This is a genomic window from Aeromonas sp. s13 (assembly GCF_040907905.1).
In the GTDB taxonomy this organism is placed as follows: Bacteria; Pseudomonadota; Gammaproteobacteria; order Enterobacterales; family Aeromonadaceae; genus Aeromonas; species Aeromonas veronii.
In genome coordinates, this window is the sequence record NZ_JBFOCS010000080.1 from 1 (window position 1) to 19,240 (window position 19,240).

The 19,240-nt window shown below is 60.2% G+C and carries 19 protein-coding genes and 1 pseudogene; 12 read left to right on the forward strand and 8 right to left on the reverse strand.

Annotated features, from left to right (window positions below; genetic code table 11):
- The 7 genes and pseudogenes from hemA to AB5Y82_RS18365 all read left to right on the forward strand — a co-directional run.
- A pseudogene (gene hemA / locus AB5Y82_RS18335) lies at positions 1–267 on the forward strand (glutamyl-tRNA reductase); the annotation flags it as partial.
- A 51-nt stretch (positions 268–318) separates the two neighbouring features.
- Positions 319–1,407 carry a peptide chain release factor 1 gene (prfA, locus tag AB5Y82_RS18340; RefSeq protein ID WP_005353897.1) on the forward strand — a complete coding sequence of 363 codons (1,089 nt, stop codon included), beginning with the start codon at positions 319–321 and terminating at the stop codon, positions 1,405–1,407.
- A gap of 61 nt (positions 1,408–1,468) precedes the next feature.
- The gene (prmC, locus tag AB5Y82_RS18345; RefSeq protein WP_368174358.1) at positions 1,469–2,320 is read left to right on the forward strand and encodes a peptide chain release factor N(5)-glutamine methyltransferase; all 852 of its coding nucleotides are present in this window, start codon (positions 1,469–1,471) and stop codon (positions 2,318–2,320) included.
- 56 nt (positions 2,321–2,376) lie between these two features.
- Positions 2,377–2,760, forward strand: a complete 384-nt coding sequence (locus tag AB5Y82_RS18350) for a SirB2 family protein (protein ID WP_005334939.1) — start codon at positions 2,377–2,379, stop codon at positions 2,758–2,760.
- A 12-nt stretch (positions 2,761–2,772) separates the two neighbouring features.
- Complete coding sequence (locus tag AB5Y82_RS18355; protein ID WP_111900733.1) at positions 2,773–3,573, forward strand: SirB1 family protein; 801 nt, start codon at positions 2,773–2,775, stop codon at positions 3,571–3,573.
- 97 nt (positions 3,574–3,670) lie between these two features.
- The gene (gene kdsA / locus AB5Y82_RS18360; protein WP_005334937.1) at positions 3,671–4,525 is read left to right on the forward strand and encodes a 3-deoxy-8-phosphooctulonate synthase; all 855 of its coding nucleotides are present in this window, start codon (positions 3,671–3,673) and stop codon (positions 4,523–4,525) included.
- A 301-nt stretch (positions 4,526–4,826) separates the two neighbouring features.
- Positions 4,827–6,107, forward strand: coding sequence for a dicarboxylate/amino acid:cation symporter (locus tag AB5Y82_RS18365; RefSeq protein WP_005353887.1), 1,281 nt, complete (start codon positions 4,827–4,829; stop codon positions 6,105–6,107).
- Between the two features lie 117 nt (positions 6,108–6,224).
- Here AB5Y82_RS18365 and grcA read toward each other — a convergent pair whose 3' ends face one another.
- A complete protein-coding gene (gene grcA / locus AB5Y82_RS18370; protein WP_005334936.1) occupies positions 6,225–6,605 on the reverse strand; it encodes an autonomous glycyl radical cofactor GrcA in 381 nt (126 codons plus the stop codon).
- 372 nt (positions 6,606–6,977) lie between these two features.
- Between grcA and AB5Y82_RS18375 the strand changes: the two genes are divergently transcribed.
- The 3 genes from AB5Y82_RS18375 to AB5Y82_RS18385 all read left to right on the forward strand — a co-directional run bounded on the left by AB5Y82_RS18375 (position 6,978) and on the right by AB5Y82_RS18385 (position 9,087).
- Positions 6,978–7,718 carry a substrate-binding periplasmic protein gene (locus tag AB5Y82_RS18375; protein WP_368174359.1) on the forward strand — a complete coding sequence of 247 codons (741 nt, stop codon included), beginning with the start codon at positions 6,978–6,980 and terminating at the stop codon, positions 7,716–7,718.
- Positions 7,719–7,787: 69 nt separating this feature from the next.
- On the forward strand, positions 7,788–8,465 hold the full coding sequence (gene ung / locus AB5Y82_RS18380) for a uracil-DNA glycosylase (RefSeq protein WP_005353881.1): 678 nt from the start codon (positions 7,788–7,790) through the stop codon (positions 8,463–8,465).
- A gap of 70 nt (positions 8,466–8,535) precedes the next feature.
- Positions 8,536–9,087, forward strand: a complete 552-nt coding sequence (locus AB5Y82_RS18385) for a hemerythrin domain-containing protein (RefSeq protein ID WP_005353878.1) — start codon at positions 8,536–8,538, stop codon at positions 9,085–9,087.
- Positions 9,088–9,255: 168 nt separating this feature from the next.
- Here AB5Y82_RS18385 and AB5Y82_RS18390 read toward each other — a convergent pair whose 3' ends face one another.
- From AB5Y82_RS18390 to AB5Y82_RS18400, 3 genes are all read right to left on the reverse strand, one after another.
- A complete protein-coding gene (locus tag AB5Y82_RS18390) occupies positions 9,256–10,056 on the reverse strand; it encodes a helix-turn-helix transcriptional regulator (protein WP_368174360.1) in 801 nt (266 codons plus the stop codon).
- A gap of 11 nt (positions 10,057–10,067) precedes the next feature.
- Positions 10,068–10,604, reverse strand: coding sequence for a YbhB/YbcL family Raf kinase inhibitor-like protein (locus AB5Y82_RS18395; protein ID WP_100645337.1), 537 nt, complete (start codon positions 10,602–10,604; stop codon positions 10,068–10,070).
- A gap of 196 nt (positions 10,605–10,800) precedes the next feature.
- Positions 10,801–12,057 (reverse strand): adenylosuccinate synthetase, encoded by a 1,257-nt coding sequence (locus AB5Y82_RS18400; RefSeq protein ID WP_005362191.1) that lies wholly within the window; start codon positions 12,055–12,057, stop codon positions 10,801–10,803.
- A gap of 170 nt (positions 12,058–12,227) precedes the next feature.
- Between AB5Y82_RS18400 and AB5Y82_RS18405 the strand changes: the two genes are divergently transcribed.
- Positions 12,228–13,142 (forward strand): LysR family transcriptional regulator, encoded by a 915-nt coding sequence (locus tag AB5Y82_RS18405; protein WP_005353868.1) that lies wholly within the window; start codon positions 12,228–12,230, stop codon positions 13,140–13,142.
- Positions 13,143–13,264: 122 nt separating this feature from the next.
- Here the strand turns inward: AB5Y82_RS18405 and AB5Y82_RS18410 are convergent, their stop codons facing one another.
- A complete protein-coding gene (locus AB5Y82_RS18410) occupies positions 13,265–14,686 on the reverse strand; it encodes a TAXI family TRAP transporter solute-binding subunit (protein ID WP_111900727.1) in 1,422 nt (473 codons plus the stop codon).
- An 81-nt stretch (positions 14,687–14,767) separates the two neighbouring features.
- Positions 14,768–15,913, reverse strand: a complete 1,146-nt coding sequence (locus AB5Y82_RS18415) for a MalY/PatB family protein (RefSeq protein ID WP_111900726.1) — start codon at positions 15,911–15,913, stop codon at positions 14,768–14,770.
- Between the two features lie 181 nt (positions 15,914–16,094).
- Between AB5Y82_RS18415 and AB5Y82_RS18420 the strand changes: the two genes are divergently transcribed.
- Positions 16,095–17,267 carry an MFS transporter gene (locus tag AB5Y82_RS18420; RefSeq protein WP_005334914.1) on the forward strand — a complete coding sequence of 391 codons (1,173 nt, stop codon included), beginning with the start codon at positions 16,095–16,097 and terminating at the stop codon, positions 17,265–17,267.
- Positions 17,268–17,282: 15 nt separating this feature from the next.
- Here AB5Y82_RS18420 and AB5Y82_RS18425 read toward each other — a convergent pair whose 3' ends face one another.
- A complete protein-coding gene (locus tag AB5Y82_RS18425) occupies positions 17,283–18,197 on the reverse strand; it encodes a LysR family transcriptional regulator (RefSeq protein ID WP_111900725.1) in 915 nt (304 codons plus the stop codon).
- A 127-nt stretch (positions 18,198–18,324) separates the two neighbouring features.
- Positions 18,325–19,080 (reverse strand): YciK family oxidoreductase, encoded by a 756-nt coding sequence (locus tag AB5Y82_RS18430; protein WP_005353861.1) that lies wholly within the window; start codon positions 19,078–19,080, stop codon positions 18,325–18,327.
- Positions 19,081–19,240 lie beyond the last annotated feature (160 nt).

Sequence of the window (19,240 nt, forward strand, 5' to 3'; positions counted from 1 at the left end):
GGCTGGTATCGCGGCCAGAGCTCGGTCGATCTCATTCGCGATTACCGCCATCAGTCCCAGCAAGTGGCTGATGAAGAGTTGCAACGGGCCCTGCTGGCATTGGCGCAGGGCGAGAGTGCCGAACAGGCGCTCAAGGCGATGGCCCATCGCCTCACCAACAAATTGATCCACGCGCCGACCCAGGCGTTGCGCCAGGCTGCCTCCCAGGGGGATCAGAGCGAGCTCTCCCGCTTGCGGCAGGCGCTGGGGTTGTCACAAGAGCCATAATTTTCGGGCAACCTGCCGGTTGTCCCGTCCTCCATTGAGAATGCAAGAGTTATGAATCCGTCACTGATCAGAAAGCTGGAAGGCCTCATCGAGCGCCACGAAGAAGTACAGGCCATGCTCGGCGAGCCGGATGTGGTCTCGGATCAGGATCGCTACCGCGCCCTGACCCGCGAATATGCCCAGCTGGAAGATATCGTTCACGCCTTCCAGCGTTACCGTCAGGCTCAGGATGATCTGGAGACCACCCAGATGATGCTGGAAGAGGACGATGCCGACCTGCGCGAGATGGCGCAGGAGGAGCTGCCGCTCGCCAAGGCCAATCTGGAGGCGCTGGAGCAGGAGCTGCAACTGATGTTGCTGCCCAAGGACCCCAAGGATGACAACAACTGCTATCTGGAGATCCGGGCCGGGGCCGGCGGTGACGAAGCTGCCATCTTCGCGGGCGACCTGTTCCGCATGTACTCCCGCTTTGCCGAGCGTCAGGGCTGGCGCGTCTCCATCGTCAGCTGCAATGACGGTGAATACGGTGGCTATAAGGAGGTGATCGCCAAGATCGACGGCGAGCGCGTCTATGGCCGTCTCAAGTTTGAATCCGGTGGTCACCGGGTACAGCGGGTGCCGGAGACCGAGTCTCAGGGCCGGGTGCACACCTCCGCCTGTACCGTCGCCGTGCTGCCGGAAGTGCCGGAAGCCGAGCAGATCGAGATCAATCCTTCCGACTTGAAGATCGATACCTTCCGCGCCTCCGGTGCCGGTGGTCAGCACGTCAACAAGACCGACTCGGCCATTCGTATCACCCACCTGCCGACCGGGCTGGTGGTGGAGTGTCAGGACGAGCGCTCCCAGCACAAGAACCGCGCCAAGGCGATGTCGGTTCTCTCAGCCCGCCTGCAAGCGGCCGAGGATGAGCGCCACCGCGCCGCCGAGCAGAGCACCCGCCGCAATCTGGTGGGCTCCGGCGACCGCTCAGAGCGCATTCGCACCTACAACTATCCGCAGGGCCGCCTCTCCGAGCACCGCATCAACCTGACCCTGTACCGCCTCTCCGAAATTTTGGAAGGGGATCTGGACTGCGTCATCACTCCGCTGGTGCAAGAGTATCAGGCCGATCAGCTCGCCTCGCTGGCCGAGAACAACTGATGCAAATGGTGATCCGGCAAGCTCGTATTAAGTGTTCTGCCCATAAGGTGGAGTGGCACTGATGCAGATCCAGCAGGCCCGCGCCCATATCATGACCGTGCTGGCTGGGGGAGAATCCCCCCGCGCCGACGCCGATGTACTGCTCTGCCATCTGCTCGGGTGTCGTCGCAGCTATCTGATGACCTGGCCCGAGCGTGAGCTGGATGCCGCTCAGCAGGTTACTCTGCAGGGGTGGCTGGCCCGTCGTCTCAATGGCGAACCCATCGCCCATCTGGTGGGCGAGCGGGAGTTCTGGTCGCTGCCCCTCAAGGTGAGTCCGGCGACCCTGATCCCGCGCCCCGATACCGAGGTGCTGGTGGAGCAGGCGCTGACCAGAATTCCGCAAGGGCCGTGCGCCGTGCTGGATCTCGGTACCGGCACAGGCGCCATCGCGCTGGCGCTCAAGTCCGAGCGGCCCGAGGTCGATGTGTGGGCGGTGGATCGGATGGCGGATGCCGCGGCACTTGCCCGCGAGAACAGCGCCGCGCTGGGGTTACCCATCGAGGTGCGCGATGGCAGCTGGTTCGAGCCCCTTGGCGAGCCGGATCGCGACAATACGCCACGTTTTGCGGTGATTGTCTCCAATCCCCCCTATATTGATGGCGCCGATCCCCATCTCGAGCAGGGTGATGTGCGCTTTGAGCCCCGCTCGGCGCTGGTTGCCGATGACGCCGGGCTGGCTGATATCCGCCACATCGTGGCCCATGCCCCCGCTTATCTGCTGCTTGACGGCTGGTTGCTGCTGGAGCATGGCTGGGATCAGGGGGAGGCGGTGCGTCAGTTGCTGCGTGATGGCGGCTACCGCGAGGTAGCCACGGTGCGTGATTACGGGGATAACGACAGGGTGACGCTGGGCCTCTGCCCGCTGCGCTGACGGTTCCTCACTGTTACACGGCGGGTTGCCTGTGCGCCCCCATGCAAGGATTGAATATGGTTTTTGTGCTCAAACACCTGCACCTCACCCTGATTGCCGGGGCCGTGCTGATGTTTATGCTCCGCTTCTACTGGGTACAGACCGCCACTGGCCGAGCCTATAGCGCGCCGGTGATGAAGGTCAGCGGCTGGCTCAACGGTCTGGTGGTGCTCTCCGGCGTATTGCTCTGCATGGTGCTGGATCTCAACCCGCTCAATAACGGAACGCCTTGGCTCAGCGAGAAGCTGATGGCCATTCTGGTGCTGGTATTTCTGGCGGCGATGGCGCTGCGGCTGGCCAAAAGCAATCTGGTGCGCTGGTGCTCCTTTCTGGGGGCGCTCGGCTGGATCTACTTTATTGCCAAGTTGGCAGTGCTCAAACAGACGAGTGTGTTCGGCTAAGGCATGAAGAGAATGTTACACATAGACGAATGGACCGATTTCGAAGCCCACGACATCACCGAGCTGGCGTTGTCAGTCAGCGACGAAATTTATGGCTCGGTCGAGGAGGGGATGCGCGAGTTGAGCCTGCTGGACGAGTGGCTGGACGAGCAGATCGAAGAGGGCACCTGCGACGAGGTGCGCCAGCAGTTGCTGCAGGGCTTCTACCACAGCCTCGGTTTTCATGGCGACTGGCAGGATTATTTCTCTGCCAACAACTGCGATCTCAATCAGGTGCTGGTTCAGCGCAAGGGGATCCCGGTCAGCCTCGGTATTCTCATCATCCAGCTGGGACGCAAGCTTGGGCTCGATGTGGAGGGGATCTGCTTCCCCGGTCACTTCCTGGTGAGCTTTGCCGGCGGCGAGGGGGAGGTCTATGTCGACCCTTTTACCGGCGACGAGCTGAGTCTGGCCCGCATCGAGCTGCTGCTGCGCGGTGCGCTGGGGGACTTGGCGACCCTGACCCCCGACTACCTGCAGCCCTCCGGCCAGTGGGAGATCATCGAACGGCTGCTCAACGTCAGCAAGGGTGCCCTGCTGCGGGAAGATCGTATGCCCGAGGCACTACGCTGCAGCGAGTTGTTGCTGCGGATGAAGCCGGGCGATCCGCTGGAGACGCGTGATCGCGGCTTTATCTACGAGCAGCTCGATTGCCCGCGCCAGGCCGCCGACGATTTTGAATATTTTATTGAACAATGCCCGGACGATCCGGTCGCCGATGTGCTGAAAGTACAGCTGGCCGCGCTGGATCTGAGCCCCAAGCCCCTCCATTAAGGGCGGCTTGAAACTGAAACAGAAGAATATCAAGGCCGCTGCGTCCGGTCGCAACGGATTAACTAGGCTTCAGGCCCTTTTATTAAGGATGTCTTAGATGGAACAGAAGAATATCAAGATCAACCAGATCGACGTTGCCAACGACAAACCGTTCGTGCTGTTTGGCGGCATGAACGTGCTGGAATCCCGCGACATGGCGATGGCGGTGTGCGAGAAGTACGTGGAAGTGACCAGCAAGCTGGGCATCCCGTTTGTGTTCAAGGCGAGCTGGGACAAGGCCAACCGCTCCTCCATCCACTCCTACCGCGGTCCGGGTCTGGAAGAGGGGATGAAGATTTTCCAGGAGCTGAAAGCGACCTTCGGCATGCCGGTCATCTCCGATCTGCACGAACCCCATCAGGCCAAGCCGGTCGCCGAGGTGGTTGACGTTATCCAGTTGCCCGCTTTCCTGGCACGCCAGACCGATCTGGTGGAAGCCATGGCCCGCACCGGCAACGTCATCAACATCAAGAAGCCGCAGTTCCTCAGCCCAAGCCAGATGAAGAACATCACCGACAAGTTCGAGGAGTGCGGCAACGACCAGCTGATCCTGTGCGAGCGCGGTGCCAACTTCGGCTACGACAACCTGGTGGTGGACATGCTGGGTCTGGGCGTGATGAAGAAGAGCACCGGTGGCTATCCGGTGATCTTTGACGTGACCCACTCCCTGCAGTGCCGTGATCCGCTGGGTGCCGCCTCCGGTGGCCGTCGCGAGCAGGTGACCGAGCTGGCGCGCGCCGGCATGGCGGTCGGTCTGGCCGGTCTCTTTATCGAATCACACCCGGATCCGAAGATTGCCCGTTGTGATGGCCCGAGCGCCCTGCCGCTGGAGAAGCTGGAAGGCTTCCTCAAACAGATGAAGGCCATCGATGACCTGATCAAGGGCTTCGAACCCCTCGATACCTCGGCCTGATCCCGACGCTGTCATGCCTGATAAAAATGCCCCGCAATGCGGGGCATTTTTATATCTGCCATATTTAGTTGAAGACTCAAATTAATCTGTGAGCAAACAATTATTGGTTGCTGTGGTGTTAATGGTGTTAATTTTGTTGTGTGATTGATGTCTCTTAATTGTTTTTTATTACATGTAAAGTGGTCACCGTAGTAATGCAGAAACAGCATGGATCGGGTGAGGTACGCAGATATCTCGTCCGGCTATCTGCATGTTTATTGCTGCCATAACAATGTGCAATTAAATTAACAGGACGTTAATAATGCGAAAGAAACTATTTAGCAGCCTCTATTTTCAAGTATTGCTCGCGATTACCCTCGGGGTATTTCTGGGGCATGTCTATCCAGAACTGGGCGCCGATATGAAGCCCCTCGGTGATGGCTTCGTCAAATTGATCAAGATGATCATCGCCCCCGTTATTTTCTGTACCGTGGTTACCGGCATTGCCGGGATGGAGAGCATGAAGGCGGTCGGCAAGACCGGCGCCATTGCTCTGCTCTACTTCGAGGTAGTCAGCACCATCGCCTTGATCATCGGGCTGTGCGTGGTCAACCTGCTGCAACCGGGTGCCGGTATGAACGTCGATCCGGCTGCGCTGGATGCCAGCGCCATCTCCGCCTATGCGGAGCAGGCCAAGTCCCAGGGCATTATCGCCTTTTTGCTGGATATTATTCCGGGCAGTGTGATCGGTGCCTTTGCCAGCGGTAATATCTTGCAGGTGTTACTGTTTGCGGTGCTGTTCGGCTTCTCCCTGCATCATATCGGTGAAAAGGGACAGGTTATTTTCGGCGTCATCGACAGTTTCTCCAAAGTCATATTTGGCATTATCAATATGATAATGAGACTGGCGCCGGTCGGTGCATTCGGGGCAATGGCATTTACCATCGGCAAATATGGAGTAGGTTCACTGGTACAGCTGGGCCAGCTTATTGCCTGCTTCTATCTCACCTGCCTCTTCTTTATCTTCATTGTGCTGGGCAGCATCGCTAAAGCCTCAGGTTTTAGCATCCTGCGTTTCATCTCCTACATTCGTGAGGAGTTGCTGATCGTGCTGGGGACCTCCTCTTCCGAGTCGGTACTGCCGCGGATGCTGGACAAGATGGAGAAGCTGGGTTGCCAGAAATCGGTGGTGGGGCTGGTCATTCCGACCGGGTACTCCTTTAACCTGGATGGCACCTCCATCTATCTGACCATGGCGGCGATTTTTATCGCCCAGGCTACCAATACGCCGCTGGATCTGTTCCAACAGATCACCCTGCTGGTGGTACTGCTGATCTCCTCGAAAGGGGCGGCGGGGGTAACTGGTAGTGGCTTTATCGTGCTGGCGGCGACTATTTCGGCGGTTGGCCATCTGCCACTGGCTGGTTTGGCGCTGATCCTGGGGATCGACCGTTTTATGTCCGAAGCGCGGGCGTTGACCAACCTGATCGGTAACGGGGTTGCCACCGTGGTGGTCGCCAAATACTGCAAGCAGCTGGACGAGAAGAAAATGGATGCAGTGCTCGGCGGCAAGGTCGGGCAACTGGAAGCGGACAGGGCGTAAGCGCTGTTTCCCCCGCACGGCCGCGTTGGCTGGTGCGGGGGCAATAAAAAAACGGCCAATCGGCCGTTTTTTTTGTGCCGATACAGCGAGTATCAGCTCTTCACTGCAGGGCGCTGATTACAGGCTCTGGGTGAAAGTACGGGTAACCACGTCACGCTGCTGTTCCGGGGTCAGGGCGTTGAAACGCACTGCGTAGCCAGATACACGGATGGTCAGCTGCGGGTACTTCTCCGGGTTTTCGATAGCATCTTCCAGAGTTTCGCGACGCAGCACGTTGACGTTCAGGTGCTGGCCACCTTCAACAGCAGGTTCAGCCTGAACCGGCAGTTCGCGGTATTCGAACTGACCCAGGTCAGCCAGTTGCACTTCTTGATCGGCAGCGAAAGCATCGCCTTTGACGCAGATGCAGCGAGCTTGTTGCTTCTCTTCGTCCAGAAGCCAGAAAGAGTTCAGCAGAGCGGTGTTGGCGGCCTGGGTGATTTGAATGCCTTTGATCATGGTATGACTCCTCAATGGGAACGCGAATCCAACTGTAAGGAAATTACCCTGATGTATTTAAGCTACCGTCGATGGCGATGACTTAAAGGGCCCTTGCCTTACACCTTTTCTTTGATGGGGTCATATATACCACGGTGGTAATATTACCAAAATTGATCTAGATCAAGAAAATCCGACAAAGCGCCATTTCAATGGGATTAAATTCTTGAGTTGAATCAAAAATAGGTCATTTTTCTGATTTTGTAAGATATCCGAATTATGCATCTTTTATCTCGTTAATCTAGTAATTTAACTACATCTTTTCGGCTTTTTCTGAGGTTAATTGAGGGGTTGGCTACACTCAGCAAAAAAAGCGAGGAGGGAGAGTGCCGGGTGAATAACGGGTGGCGAAAGTGGGCATGGCTCGCCCTGTTCTGTTGCTGGGCAAGCAGTGTTGCGGTGCGGGCCGAGACGGTGCGTATTGCCGTGGGCGAGTGGCCGCCCTATATCAGTGAGTCGTTGCCCAATCAGGGCTTTCTCTGTGAGGTGGTGCGCCAGGCCTTTGCCGAAGAGGGGCTCGATGTCAGCTTTCACTTCTATTCCTGGGCCGAGGCTTACCGACTGACTCTGGAGGGGCGCTATGTGGTCACCATGCCCTGGTTTCGCTCCCGCGAGCGGGAGCAGCTTTTCTATCTCTCCGCCTCGCTCGGCCATTTCACCACTCGCCTGATAACGTTGACTGGTACACCCGTGGTCAATTTGGGTGAGCTGAAACACGAGCCGGTCGGGGTGACCCGTGGCTATTTCTATGGCGATGGTTTTGCCGCCCGCCAAGCCGGGCTCACCCTCGAGTGGTCAGATTCCGATGAGGAGAGCATGGGCAAGCTGCTCGACGGGCGGATCCACTATCTGGTGATGGATGAGCAGGTGGCACAGACTCTGTTCCAGCAGGCACTCGTTCGTCATCCCCAATCGCTGTCACTGACCGGTGCCGCCGACCCCATCTGGTCGCAACCGGGATACCTGCTGATGCGCAAGGCCGATCCCGAGGCGCGCCGTCTGATGCTGCTGTTCAATAGCGGCCTGCGCAAGCTGGAGCGCTCGGGGCGCCTCGCCAGGCTCTGGAAAGCGTGAGCCACGGTTGCGTCTTGCGGGCTGGCCCCCTATCCTGAGCCCTTCGCCGTATCAAGTGAGGAGGCCGGGGTGCTGACCTGGAGTGATGTGATTGGCTCTGAGAAAGAGCAGGACTATTTCAAGAGTACGCTGGCAACTGTCAGAGCCGAGCGGGAAGCGGGCAAGGTGATCTACCCGCCAGCCACCGATGTGTTCAATGCCTTCAAGCTGACCGAGCTGGATCAGGTCAAGGTGGTGATCCTGGGGCAGGATCCCTACCACGGCCCCAATCAGGCGCACGGGCTCTGCTTCTCCGTTCTGCCCGGCGTGCGTACGCCTCCCTCACTGGTCAACATCTATAAAGAGATGCAGCGTGACCTGCCAGGTTTCGTCACACCCAACCACGGCTTTCTCGAATCCTGGGCCAAACAGGGGGTCCTGCTGCTCAACACTGTGCTGACGGTGCAGGCCGGTCAGGCCCATTCCCACGCCCATCTGGGATGGGAGACTTTTACCGATCGGGTCATCGAGCAGATCAATGCCAGTTGTCAGGGGGTGGTGTTCCTGCTGTGGGGGGCCCACGCCCAGAAGAAGGGACGTTTCATCGACCGCCAGCGCCACTATGTGCTGACCGCGCCGCACCCGAGCCCCCTCTCTGCCCACCGCGGTTTCATCGGTTGCGGTCACTTTAGCGAGACCAATCGCTTGCTGGAACAACAGGGCAAGAGTCCGATAGAGTGGAAATCTGTCTGCATTCCACTTGATTGAGTGCAAAGTTCGGGCGACAAATGACCGTATACTCAGGGACATAAGATTTATTCAGAGCCAAGGAGTGCCCATGTTATCCAGTCTGCACAAGGACCATCTCAACATCGCCCGACTTTTGGAGCTGCTCAAGCACAAGCTGGCAGCCATCCGTGCCGAAGAGCCCATCAGCTATTTTCTGGTGCGCGATGTCATCGACTACCTGCGGGAGGTCTCTGACAAGTACCACCATCCCAAGGAAGACCTCATCTATGACTACTACCTGAAATATCGGGTGGTGGAGGGTGAGGTCGCCAACCGCCTGCAGGAGGAGCACGTCAAGCTGCTGGAGGCCGGGGCCGATCTCAAGGAGATGGTGGAGATGATCCTGATGGATGCGGTGATCCCCCTCGATCAGTTCACTACCAAGCTGGAGCGCTTCGTGGAGCTGCAAGAGGCACACATGAACTATGAAGAGGGGGTGATCTTCCCCCATCTGCGTGACTCCCTGACCGAGGATGACTGGCGTCATCTGGAGCAAAACTGGCAGAACCGCGCCATTGGCGACCCCCTGTTCGGGGCTGAGGTGAGCCAGCACTTCCAGGCACTGGCCAAACGCCTCTCTTTGCCGCTCACGACCGGCTAAGACTAGCCCGTACCCGCAGCGTGGCAGGTATTGTATGAGTGCAACTTGAGTGAAAACAGAAAGGCCTCCATCCGGAGGCCTTTTGCATTATGGATGTTGCCATCCATTGCGCAGCCCAAGGATACACAACTGCTGGCAGTCACTCTCTTCAGAGAAGTTACTTATCGACTATCTGGCGTGACTGAGCAGGGTGGATGGGCAGGTGTGCAGGTATTGGTGGGGCGTCAGGCCGAACTCCTGTTTGAAGCGGGCGGCAAAGCGGCTGGGGGAGTCATAACCGCAGGCGAGGGCGACCTCCAGCGGGGTCAGGCCCTGTTGCAACAGGTTGAGGGCGTGGCTCATGCGCACCTGAGCCAGCAACTGGCGAAAGCTGCGACCTTCGGCGGCCAGCTTGCGCACCATGGAGGCGCGGCTCATGGAGAAGTGGGGGGCCACCGCCTCCAGGGTGTGGTCGATTCCGGGTTCCACCGCCAGGTAGCGTGCCAGCCGCTCTGCGAGGGTCATGGTGCTGGCGGGAAAGAGTAACCCGAGGGCGTTGGCGGCCCGCAGTTCGGCATAGAAGCCGCGCAGCAGTTCGGCCTGGGTCGCCTCGCTCAGTCCCCGTTCGGCCATGGTGCTGATGAGCTCAAAGCAGAAGGCGAGCCCGGGGGTGACCTTGACAGTGGGTTCCTCCAGATCGGCGTGGGAAGGGGCTGACTCGGCCAGCCATTCTGGTGGAGGCGGAGTGAGCAGCGTGATGGCGTGGGAGCGAAACTTGCCCTGCTCCGGCTGATTGACGAAGGTGAGCTGGTGGCCTGCCGGGATCAGCAGCCACCGCTCCCTGTCAAACGACAGACGTCGCTCGCGCCACCACAGTTGTTTGCTCCCCTGGGTGACCCAGATGAGGGTTGGGGCATAGATGAGCACCCGATGCAGGGGCTGCTGGCGGATCCCGAGATAGTGGCTCTGTTGCAGCAGGGGAGTGCTCATCCGGTTGGCTCCTAGGGGGTGACGAAGGTGGCGGTCAGGGTGGCTTTGCCGAGCGTCATGCTATTGAGCATGTAGCCTACCATAGCCGGCGGGGTATCAGCCTTTACCTCGAGATCATGGGGCAGGGCCCAGGCGGTGAACTGATAGCGGTGCATGCCGTGACCTGCGGGCGGGCAGGGGCCGCCGTAACCCTGGCTGCCAAAGTCGGTGCGGATCTCCAATCCCTGCTTGAGCTTGCCGGAGGCATTGCTGGCCAGTTCGCTCTGGGTGGCAGGCAGGTTAACCACCAGCCAGTGCCACCAACCGCTGCCGGTAGGGGCATCGGGGTCATAGGCGGTGATGGCAACACTCTTGGTGCCTGCCGGCAGATCCTGCCAGCTCAGCTGGGGCGAGTGGTTGTCGCCGCTGCAGCCAAAGCCGTTGAAGCTGAACTGTTTGTCCATCAACTGGCCTTCGTGAATGTCCGTGCTCTTCAGGGTCATGGCAAAGGCTGGCATGGCCGTCAGGCAGAGCAGTGGCAACAGGGCACTCTGTTTGAGCAATTTCATCGGGTGACTCCTCGTGTGGTAACGGGTTCACTTTAACGAGGGCAGGGTAGAATGTTATTGCAGAACGGCTCAATTTGAGGTCGATTGGTGAGTTAATTGAGCCTTTTGGTGGTTTTATGGCAAGAAGGTAAACGGCAGCCATAAAAAAACCGGCATCAGGGATGCCGGTTTTTTGTTTGACGATGAGAAATGCGGCTTAGCGCAGGATCATCTCGTCACGGCCCGGGCCGACGGAAACCATCGGAACCGGTACGCCGAGCAGCTCTTCGATACGCAGCACGTACTGCTGGGCCGCTTTGGGCAGCTCTTCGAAGGTGCGGCAGCCGGTGATGTCTTCGCTCCAGCTTTCCATCTGCTCGTAAACCGGCTTCAGGGCAGCGGTTTGCGGCCAAATCGGGTTCTCGGTGTGGGCACCTTCGTAAGCCACGCAGATCTTCAGATCCGGCAGACCGGTCAGGCAGTCCAGCTTGGTCAGGGCCACTTCGGTGGCGGCTTGCAGCTCGACACCGTTCTTGGTGGCGACGGCATCGAAGTAACCGACATCACGGGGACGGCCAGTGGTAGCGCCGAACTCGTTGGTGATCTTGCGGAACTCGTCCTGGTTCTCCATGGCGGTCAGCAGAGTGCCGGTACCGACAGAGGAGCTGAATGCCTTGGCCACAGCGATGACGCGCTCCGGGCGCAGACCCGGCAGACCGCCACCGATACCGGCGTAGGCGCCGGATACGTGGGAGGAGGTCACCCAGGGGTATTCGCCGTAGATCAGGTCACGGCCAGCGCCCAGTTGGGCTTCGAACAGCAGGGTCTTGCCTTCGGCCTGCAGCGCTTTGAGCGGCATGCTGACGTTGCAGACGGCGTCGATCCAGGGGGCAGAGACTTCCAGCAGCCAGTCGGCCATCTCCTGGGCAGTCTGGGTGAATTCGAAGGAGGGGTAGATAGCCTTCATCTGCGGCAGTTTCCAGTCCAGCATGAACTGGATGCGCTCGACCAGTACGTCCGGCTGTTTCAGCCAGCCGACCAGGATCGCTTTCTTCATCACGCGATCGCCGTAGGCAGGAGCGATGCCCTGACGGGTGGAGCCATAGGCGCCGTCACCCAGACGTTGCTCTTCCAGGGTATCTTCCAGTGCGTGCAGTGGCAGGCAGAGGGTTGCGCGGTCAGAGATGGCCAGCTTCGGAGTCACGCCGGAGGCTTTGACTTCCTCGAGCTCGACGGTCAGTTTCTCGGGGCTGATCACCATGCCCGGGCCGAGGACAACCAGGCAATCCGGGTTGAATACGCCACTCGGAACCTGGTGCAGCTTGAAGGTGCCAAGGTCGTTGACCACAGTGTGGCCAGCGTTGTTGCCGCCCTGGAAGCGAATGCTGGCGCCAGCTTGACCTGCCAGATAATCCACGATGCGGCCTTTGCCTTCATCACCCCAGTTAGCACCTACGACTACGATAGACGACATGACTCTTTCTCCTAAGACGTTAGGCGTCCATCCTAGGAGCCTGATGCGGATTAGAAAAATTAATTATCTTTATAATTCCGATAAGATAATCATATAATTATGGCCAATTAAGCGGCAAATTGCTCGATTTTGCCTGGCAAGCCCCGCACATCGCGGGTTGAGGGACTCTTATGCTGGATATTCACTGGCTGCAAACCTTTGTCACCCTGGCCCGATTGCAACATTTTGGTCAGACCGCCACCGAACTGCACATGACTCAGCCCAATGTCAGCCTGCATATCAAACGGCTGGAGCAGGCGACCCGGGTGCGACTGATCGAGCGCAGTCCGTTTCGCCTGACGCAGGCGGGGGAGCGGCTGCTGCAAAGCGCCGAGCGCACCATTGCCGAGCTGCAGCTCTGCCAGTCCGATCTCAATGCCCTCAACCAGCTCAGCCAGGGGACGCTGGCCATCGCCGCCAGCGACATCATCTCGCGCCTGCTGCTTATCCAGCCGTTCCAGCGCTTCAAACGGGAGTTTCCCGGCATCGACCTCACTCTGTTCAACACCACTTCGGATCAGGCGGCCGAGCTGGTCAAGGCGGGCAAGGCGGATCTGGGTTTTGTCATGGCGCAAAAGCGCAGCGAGCCGCTCTTCTATACCGAGCTGCAACAGGTGACCTGGTGTGCGCTGGGCCACGGCCTTGCCCGCTGGCAGGCGCGGGCGGTGGCGGGAGAGAGCGACCCCCTCGACGAGCCGACCCTGATCCTGCTCGGTCACGACACCCGCACCCGGGCGCTGATCGACCCGTCTCTGCCGCTGCTGGCCTTGCCCCCCTGCCGCATCATGGAGGTAGGCAGCGTCGACGCCCAGCTCGATTGGGCCGAGGCGGGCTTTGGTGTCGCCATCGTGCCGGACTTCTCCCTGCATCCGCGCCTCAACCTCACCGCGCCGGTCACCAGCCTCGGCGACTTTCCCGGTACCAGTCTGGGCTACGTGGTGCGCCAGAATCAGGTGTTGTCGCGGGCCATCAAGCAGTTGCTGCACTGGGTGGAGGAGGAGATCCAGAAGCCCAACCCCTATCTGACCCGGGTGATGGAGCCGTAGCGGGGCGGCAAGGTGAGCAGGCCTATCGGGGTGACTAGGCCGCCATCAATTGTCACTATCGAACGCGCGTAAACAATCAGGGCAGCCGAAGCTGCCCTGATGCATTTGTAGGCGCTGACCATTCAGGGTTGCAGCTGTGTGGCTGCGCTGGTGGCAGGGGAGGGCAGTGTATCGGTTTTATCCTGCTGCAGGGTTTCGCCAGTCACCGCGCTGCTGGCAGGCTGGGTTGCCTGCTCTTGCTGCGCAGTGGCCGCAGAGGCGCTTTGCGGCAACTGAGTCGAAACGGCAGCCGATGGTGCTGGCGCAGTTGACGCTGCGGCCGAAGGGGCCACGCTCTCACCCTCGGTGGTTGGTGCAGTGAGCTCGGGGGCGACCTCAAGCGCCTCTTCGGGTAAGGGATTAACCTCTGTGGCTTCTGTCGTCACTGCGGCACTGCTGGTGGCGGTCGCGTCAGAGGGCGCCTCAATGGGCGTTGTCGTCCCGTCGGCGGCACTCACCTGCTCTGTCGTGGGCACCGCTTCCGAGGTCGATGGTGCTGGTGTTAACGGCTCCGGCGTCAGCTGTTCCGCGGTTAACTGCTCGGGGGTCAGTGGCAAGGAGGCCGGCGGTTGATCCGACATCCCCGCATGGAGGGGCAGCTCGGTTTGCGCCTGCAACTGCTCGGGGGTCACCTTGCTAAGGGCGGGATGCAGCCGGCTGAACTGCTTGACCCGGGCCAGCAGGGTATCGCGCACGGTTCGGACGATGGGGTCCGGCAGGCTGGCCAGCGCCACCAGTTCGGCACTCATCCCGATATTGTTGATGGCGGTGGTCTGCCCCGGATAGAGGTTGGCAGCGATGCGGCTGCGCTGGTAGTAGGGGTGTTGCTTGAGCAGCCTGTCGATCTGCTCCCCTTCGATGGGGATGAGGCGCACCTTGCAGCGGCTGATCAGGTCGCCGACCGCCAGACTGGGGTGACCGGCCACCACAAAAGCGGCATCCAGCGAGCCATCGCACAGCCCTTCCAGCGGTTCGCTGTCCGACTTGAGCTGATAGGCAGCAAACTGTCCGGGTTGCCATCCCATGGCAGCCATCAGGGCCTGGCTGGTGATCTGCTCACCGGCGCCCTTGTTGCCGGGATAGACCCGCTTCCCTTCGATATCTGCCAGAGTGGTGATGCCGCTATTGGGGGCGGCCAGCAGGGTTAACGACTCCTGATAGAGGCGAAACAGGCTGCGCAGCTCATTGTTGGCCCCCTGCCCGCTGAAGGGGCCGGTGCCGTGCAGGGCGTGGTGCAACACATCAGACTGCACCAGCGCCAGCTGTACGTCCCCCTTGTCGAGTGCCTTGAGGTTGGCCATCGAGCCACGGGTGCTCTGCACGGTGCAGCTGTCTCCATGCAGGGCATGGCCGGCATTGAGCACCCGGCAGATGGCGCCACCGGTCGGGTAGTAGACCCCATTGAGCGGGCCTGTTCCGATAGTCAGCGCCTGGCTGCCAAAGGGGAGCAACGCAGAGAGTGCACAGAGGGGGAGCAGAAGGTGATGCAAGATCCGTAGAGACATAATTGACCGTTGACTGAGTTGACCGCTGGCTGATGACACAGGGAAAAAGGGATGGGGCTTGCCCATCCCGTTGCTGGCTGATCAGGGCTTGCTGTGTTTGAGGATTGCCCGCTCCATCCGCGCCAGCGCGTCGGTCAGCCGTGCCCTGGTGCAGCCGAAGTTGAGCCGCACGAACTGACCGTCGCCAAACTGGGCGCCGGGGGAGAGGCCAACGCCAGCCTGCTCGAAGAAGGCGATGGGATCGGCAAGGCCAAGGCCGCTCACATCAATCCAGGCCAGATACGTCGCCTGATGGTTGGCCAGCTTGACGCCGGGCCAGCATGCAACCGCCTGCTGGATCAGGGCCAGATTGGCCGCCAGATAGTCGAGCTGCTCGCTCAGCCACTGTTCGCCACCCTCATAGGCCGCTTCGGCGGCGACAAAACCCAGCAGGTTGACGTCGGCGCTGATGCCGCGCATCGCCTGTTGCAGCCTGAAGCGCAGACGGGGGTTGGGGATAATGGCGAAGGAGCAGCAGAGACCGGCGATATTGAAGGTCTTGCTCGGGGCCATCATCACCGCGCAGCGCTCGGCCGCTTGTGCACTGATGGCGCCGTAGGGAATGTGGCGGGCATTCTTATCCAGCAGCAGATCGCAGTGGATTTCATCGGAGCAGATCACCAGATTGTGGCGCGCGGCGATGGCATCGATGGCCAGCAGCTCGTCACGGGTGAAGATGGTGCCGCCCGGGTTGTGGGGGTTGCAGAGCAGCAGCAGATCTGCGGCGGGGGCCTGACGCTCAAGCTCTGCCAGATCCAGCACCCAGCGACCGGCTTCTTCAACCATCGGCACGGTGAGCAGGGGGCGATCATTGAAGCCCGGCGCCTGCAGGAAGGGGTAGTAGACCGGCTTGGGGGTGATGATACCGCGGCCATGCTGGCTCCACGCCTTGCAGGCAAGGTTGAGCCCCGGCACCACGCCCGGCAGGAACACCAGCCATTCGGGCTCGATGGCCCAGCCATAGCGGGTCGCCATCCGTTCGATGATGAGTTCGATCAGGCGCGGCGAGGGGCGTGAATAGCCGAAAATGCCGTGGGCGACCCGTTTGGTCAACGCCTCAATCACGGACGGGGGGGAAACAAAGTCGGTATCGGCAACCCACATGGGCAGCACATCCTGACCCTTGTACTTGTCCCATTTCAGGCTCATGGTGCCACTGCGGTCTACTTCCTGATCAAAATCAAACATGCGAACTCCTTGTGCTGGCAGGATGGGCTTTCACTCTACGGGGTCGCGGCCTCCCTCGCAAGGCGCACACCTGCTTATGCATCCTTGAGCCCGCTCTTGATAGTGACATAAGATAGGCGCCGAATTTTCATACGGCTGCCGCCCGTTAGCCCGTATCGTCCCTCCAACCAGTGGTAACCCTATGAGCTTGTCGATAGCGGCGGTCAAACGCCCGGACCCCGTCTCTCTTTCGTTTCTTGCCGTGACCTTTATGACCGGCGTCGCGGTGGCATTGCAGGTGCCTACCTTAAGTCTGTTTCTGGCCGAGGAGGTGCAGGTGCGCCCCTTTCTGGTCGGGCTCTTCTATACCATCAATGCGGTAGTGGGCATTCTGGTCAGCCAGTGGTTGGGCCATCGCTCCGACAACAAGGGGGATCGCAAGCGACTGATCCTGCGCTGCTGCTTTGCCGGGGTGGCGCTCTCCTTGCTGTTTGCCTGGAACCGCAACTACTGGTTGCTGGCGAGTCTGGGGGTCATGCTGGCTGCGCTGGCGGCCACAGCCAGCCCCCAGTTGTTTGCGCTGGCGCGGGAATACTCCGACAGCCGCAACCGACGGGCGGACATGTTCAGCTCGGTGATGCGAGCCCAATTTTCGCTGGCCTGGGTCATAGGCCCGCCAATCGCCTTTGCGCTGGCCATCGGCTACGGCTTCGAGCTGATGTACTTGGCCTCGGCACTGGCCTACCTGCTCTGCGCCCTGGTGGTGTGGCGCTGGCTCCCCTCTCTGCCTTTGCCCAAGATGGCCGAAGAGACAGAGCGGGTCAGCAGCTGGCGTGATCCGGCGGTGCGGGCGCTCTTTATCGCCTCCACCCTGATGTGGACCTGTAACAGCATGTACCTCATCAATATGCCGCTCTATATCACCCGAGAGCTGGGGATGGATGAGAAGCTTGCCGGTATCCTGATGGGCACGGCGGCGGCGCTGGAGATCCCCTTCATGCTGCTGGCGGGTTATTACACGGCCCGTTTTGGCAAGCGCCCCATGATGTTGTTGGCGGTGCTGGCTGGCGCAGCCTTTTACACAGGTCTGGTGACCCTCACCGACCAATACGCCCTGATCGCCTTGCAGCTGTTCAACGCCATCTTCATCGGTATCGTCGCGGGGATCGGCATGTCTTACTTTCAGGATCTGATGCCGGGGCGAGCCGGGGTGGCGACTACCCTGTTTGCCAACAGCATCCGCACCGGTTCCATCATGGCAGGGGCCATCGCCGGTGTGGTGGCGGAGGTGTGGAGTTTCCACGGGGTCTTTATGGTGGCGTTGGGATTGGCACTGGTGGCACTGGCCGCCAGCTGGCGGGTGCCCAACGTCTGACGGGGGATCTGGCTGTTATTTGTCGTGTTGGGGCTGGGCGTGCGGGAGCGGCGCTGATTCGCCCTGATATTCGTTGCGCAGGCAGCGCAGCAGCAGCTCGGTCGCGGGGCCGAGAGATTCGGGGGAGAGGGTCAGCAGGTAGGTATAGAGGTGGCGCTCGTTGCCGCTCTCCAGATCCAGCTGTGTGAGTGACCCTTCCGCCAGCTCCCGCTCTACCAGATGGCGCGGCAGCCAGGCATAGCCGAGGCCAAGGCGCAGCATGGCGAGCACTTCGTGGTAGTGGGTCGCCTTCCAGCCGGTGTCATCCGCATCGTTCCAGTCCACCGAGCGGTGAATGGGGGGATGCAGGCTGATCTGGTTGTGACTGGTCAGCACGTCGCTGCGGATGGGCCCCTCCTCCTGTGCCAGCGGATGGCTGGCGGCGCAGAGAGGCAGCAGGCACACCTCGTCCAGCAACAGGCCGGTGCGATCGCCGGGCAGGTGCTCGGAGAGCATCAGATCCCCCGGTTGCAGGGCGTTGAAGTGGCAGTGAATGCGTTCGTGCAGGTTGACCCGGCAACCCCGGCTGCGGGGGTAGAAGCTGGCCAGCGCCCGATAGAGGCGATCCCTTGGTTGCAGCGCCGAGACATAGAGGTTGATCTGCGGCTCCCACTGCCGCTCCAGGTTGTTGGCCAGATTCTCCAGCTCTTCTACTTGCTGGCTCAACTGGCGAGCCCGCTTGAGGAAGATCTCGCCCGCCGGTGTCAGCACCGCCTTGCGGCCGCGCACCTCCAGCAAGGGCACCCCAAGACTCTGCTGCAACTTTGCAACCGCATGATTGAGGGAGGACTGGCTCTTGTTCAGCGCCTCGGCCGCCTGGGCGTAGCCGCCGCAGTCGACCACCGCCTGAAAGATCCGCCATTGCTCAAACGTGCTCTTGGGACGAAACATAGTTCAACCTGATTGGAGATAGAATGGTCAGTGGTTCGAACAGGGAGCCTGTGCCCCCTATTCAATTTAACCCCTGCCGCACAACACTCTGGGTATTTTATTGATTTATTTGGGCTGAGCCGCCTGTTTATTTTGGCTGAGCCACAAAGGTCTGGCCGGTTTTGCCGCGGCTGTCCGACCCCATCAGGTAGAGGTAGAGCGGCATCAGGTCGGCCGGAGTCTTGAGGTTCATGGGATCTTCCGCCGGGAAGGCGCTGGCGCGCATCTTGGTACGGGTACCGCCCGGGTTGAGGGTATTGACCCGCACACCGGTGTTCTCAAGCTCGTCGGCCAGCACTTCCATCATCCCCTCGATGGCAAATTTGGAGATGGCATAGGTGCCCCAGTAGGCGCGCCCCTTGCGCCCCACGCTGGAGGAGGTGTAGATGATAGAGGCATCGCCCTGCGCCTTGGCGGTCTGGCGCAGCAGCGGCAGCAGCGCCTGGGTCAGCAGGAATTCCGATTTGACGTTGACCTGCATCACCTCGTCCCACTCCTTCTCCTGAATATGTTCAAACGGAGAGAGGGTGCCAAGCAGACCGGCGTTGAACAGCACGCCGTCGAGGCGGCCAAACTGCTGGGCGAAGGTTTCTGCCATGCCGCGGTAGTGGGCGGCGGTGGCACCTTTCAGATCCACCGGCACGATGGCGGGCAGCGGATAACCGGCGGCTTCAATCTGGTCATACACGGCTTCGAGTTTGGCGCTGGTGCGGCCGAGCAGGATCACGGTGGCACCGTGAGCGGCGTAGGTGAGGGCGGCTTCGCGGCCGATCCCGTCGCCGGCACCGGTGACCAGAATGACTTTATCCTTGAGCAGATCGCGGGGTGCCTGATAATCGAGCATGACAACTCCTGTTAACAAATTCCGGCCATAAGTGCATGGCAATCGGCGCCAAGTGTACTGATCCGCGCGCCTGTTTGACCAGCCAGCGGCAAGAAAAATGTGAAGAAAATAGAGAGGTTGTGATGCTCGGGTTGGTTTTTCCGGGCACTGGCTGCGATTT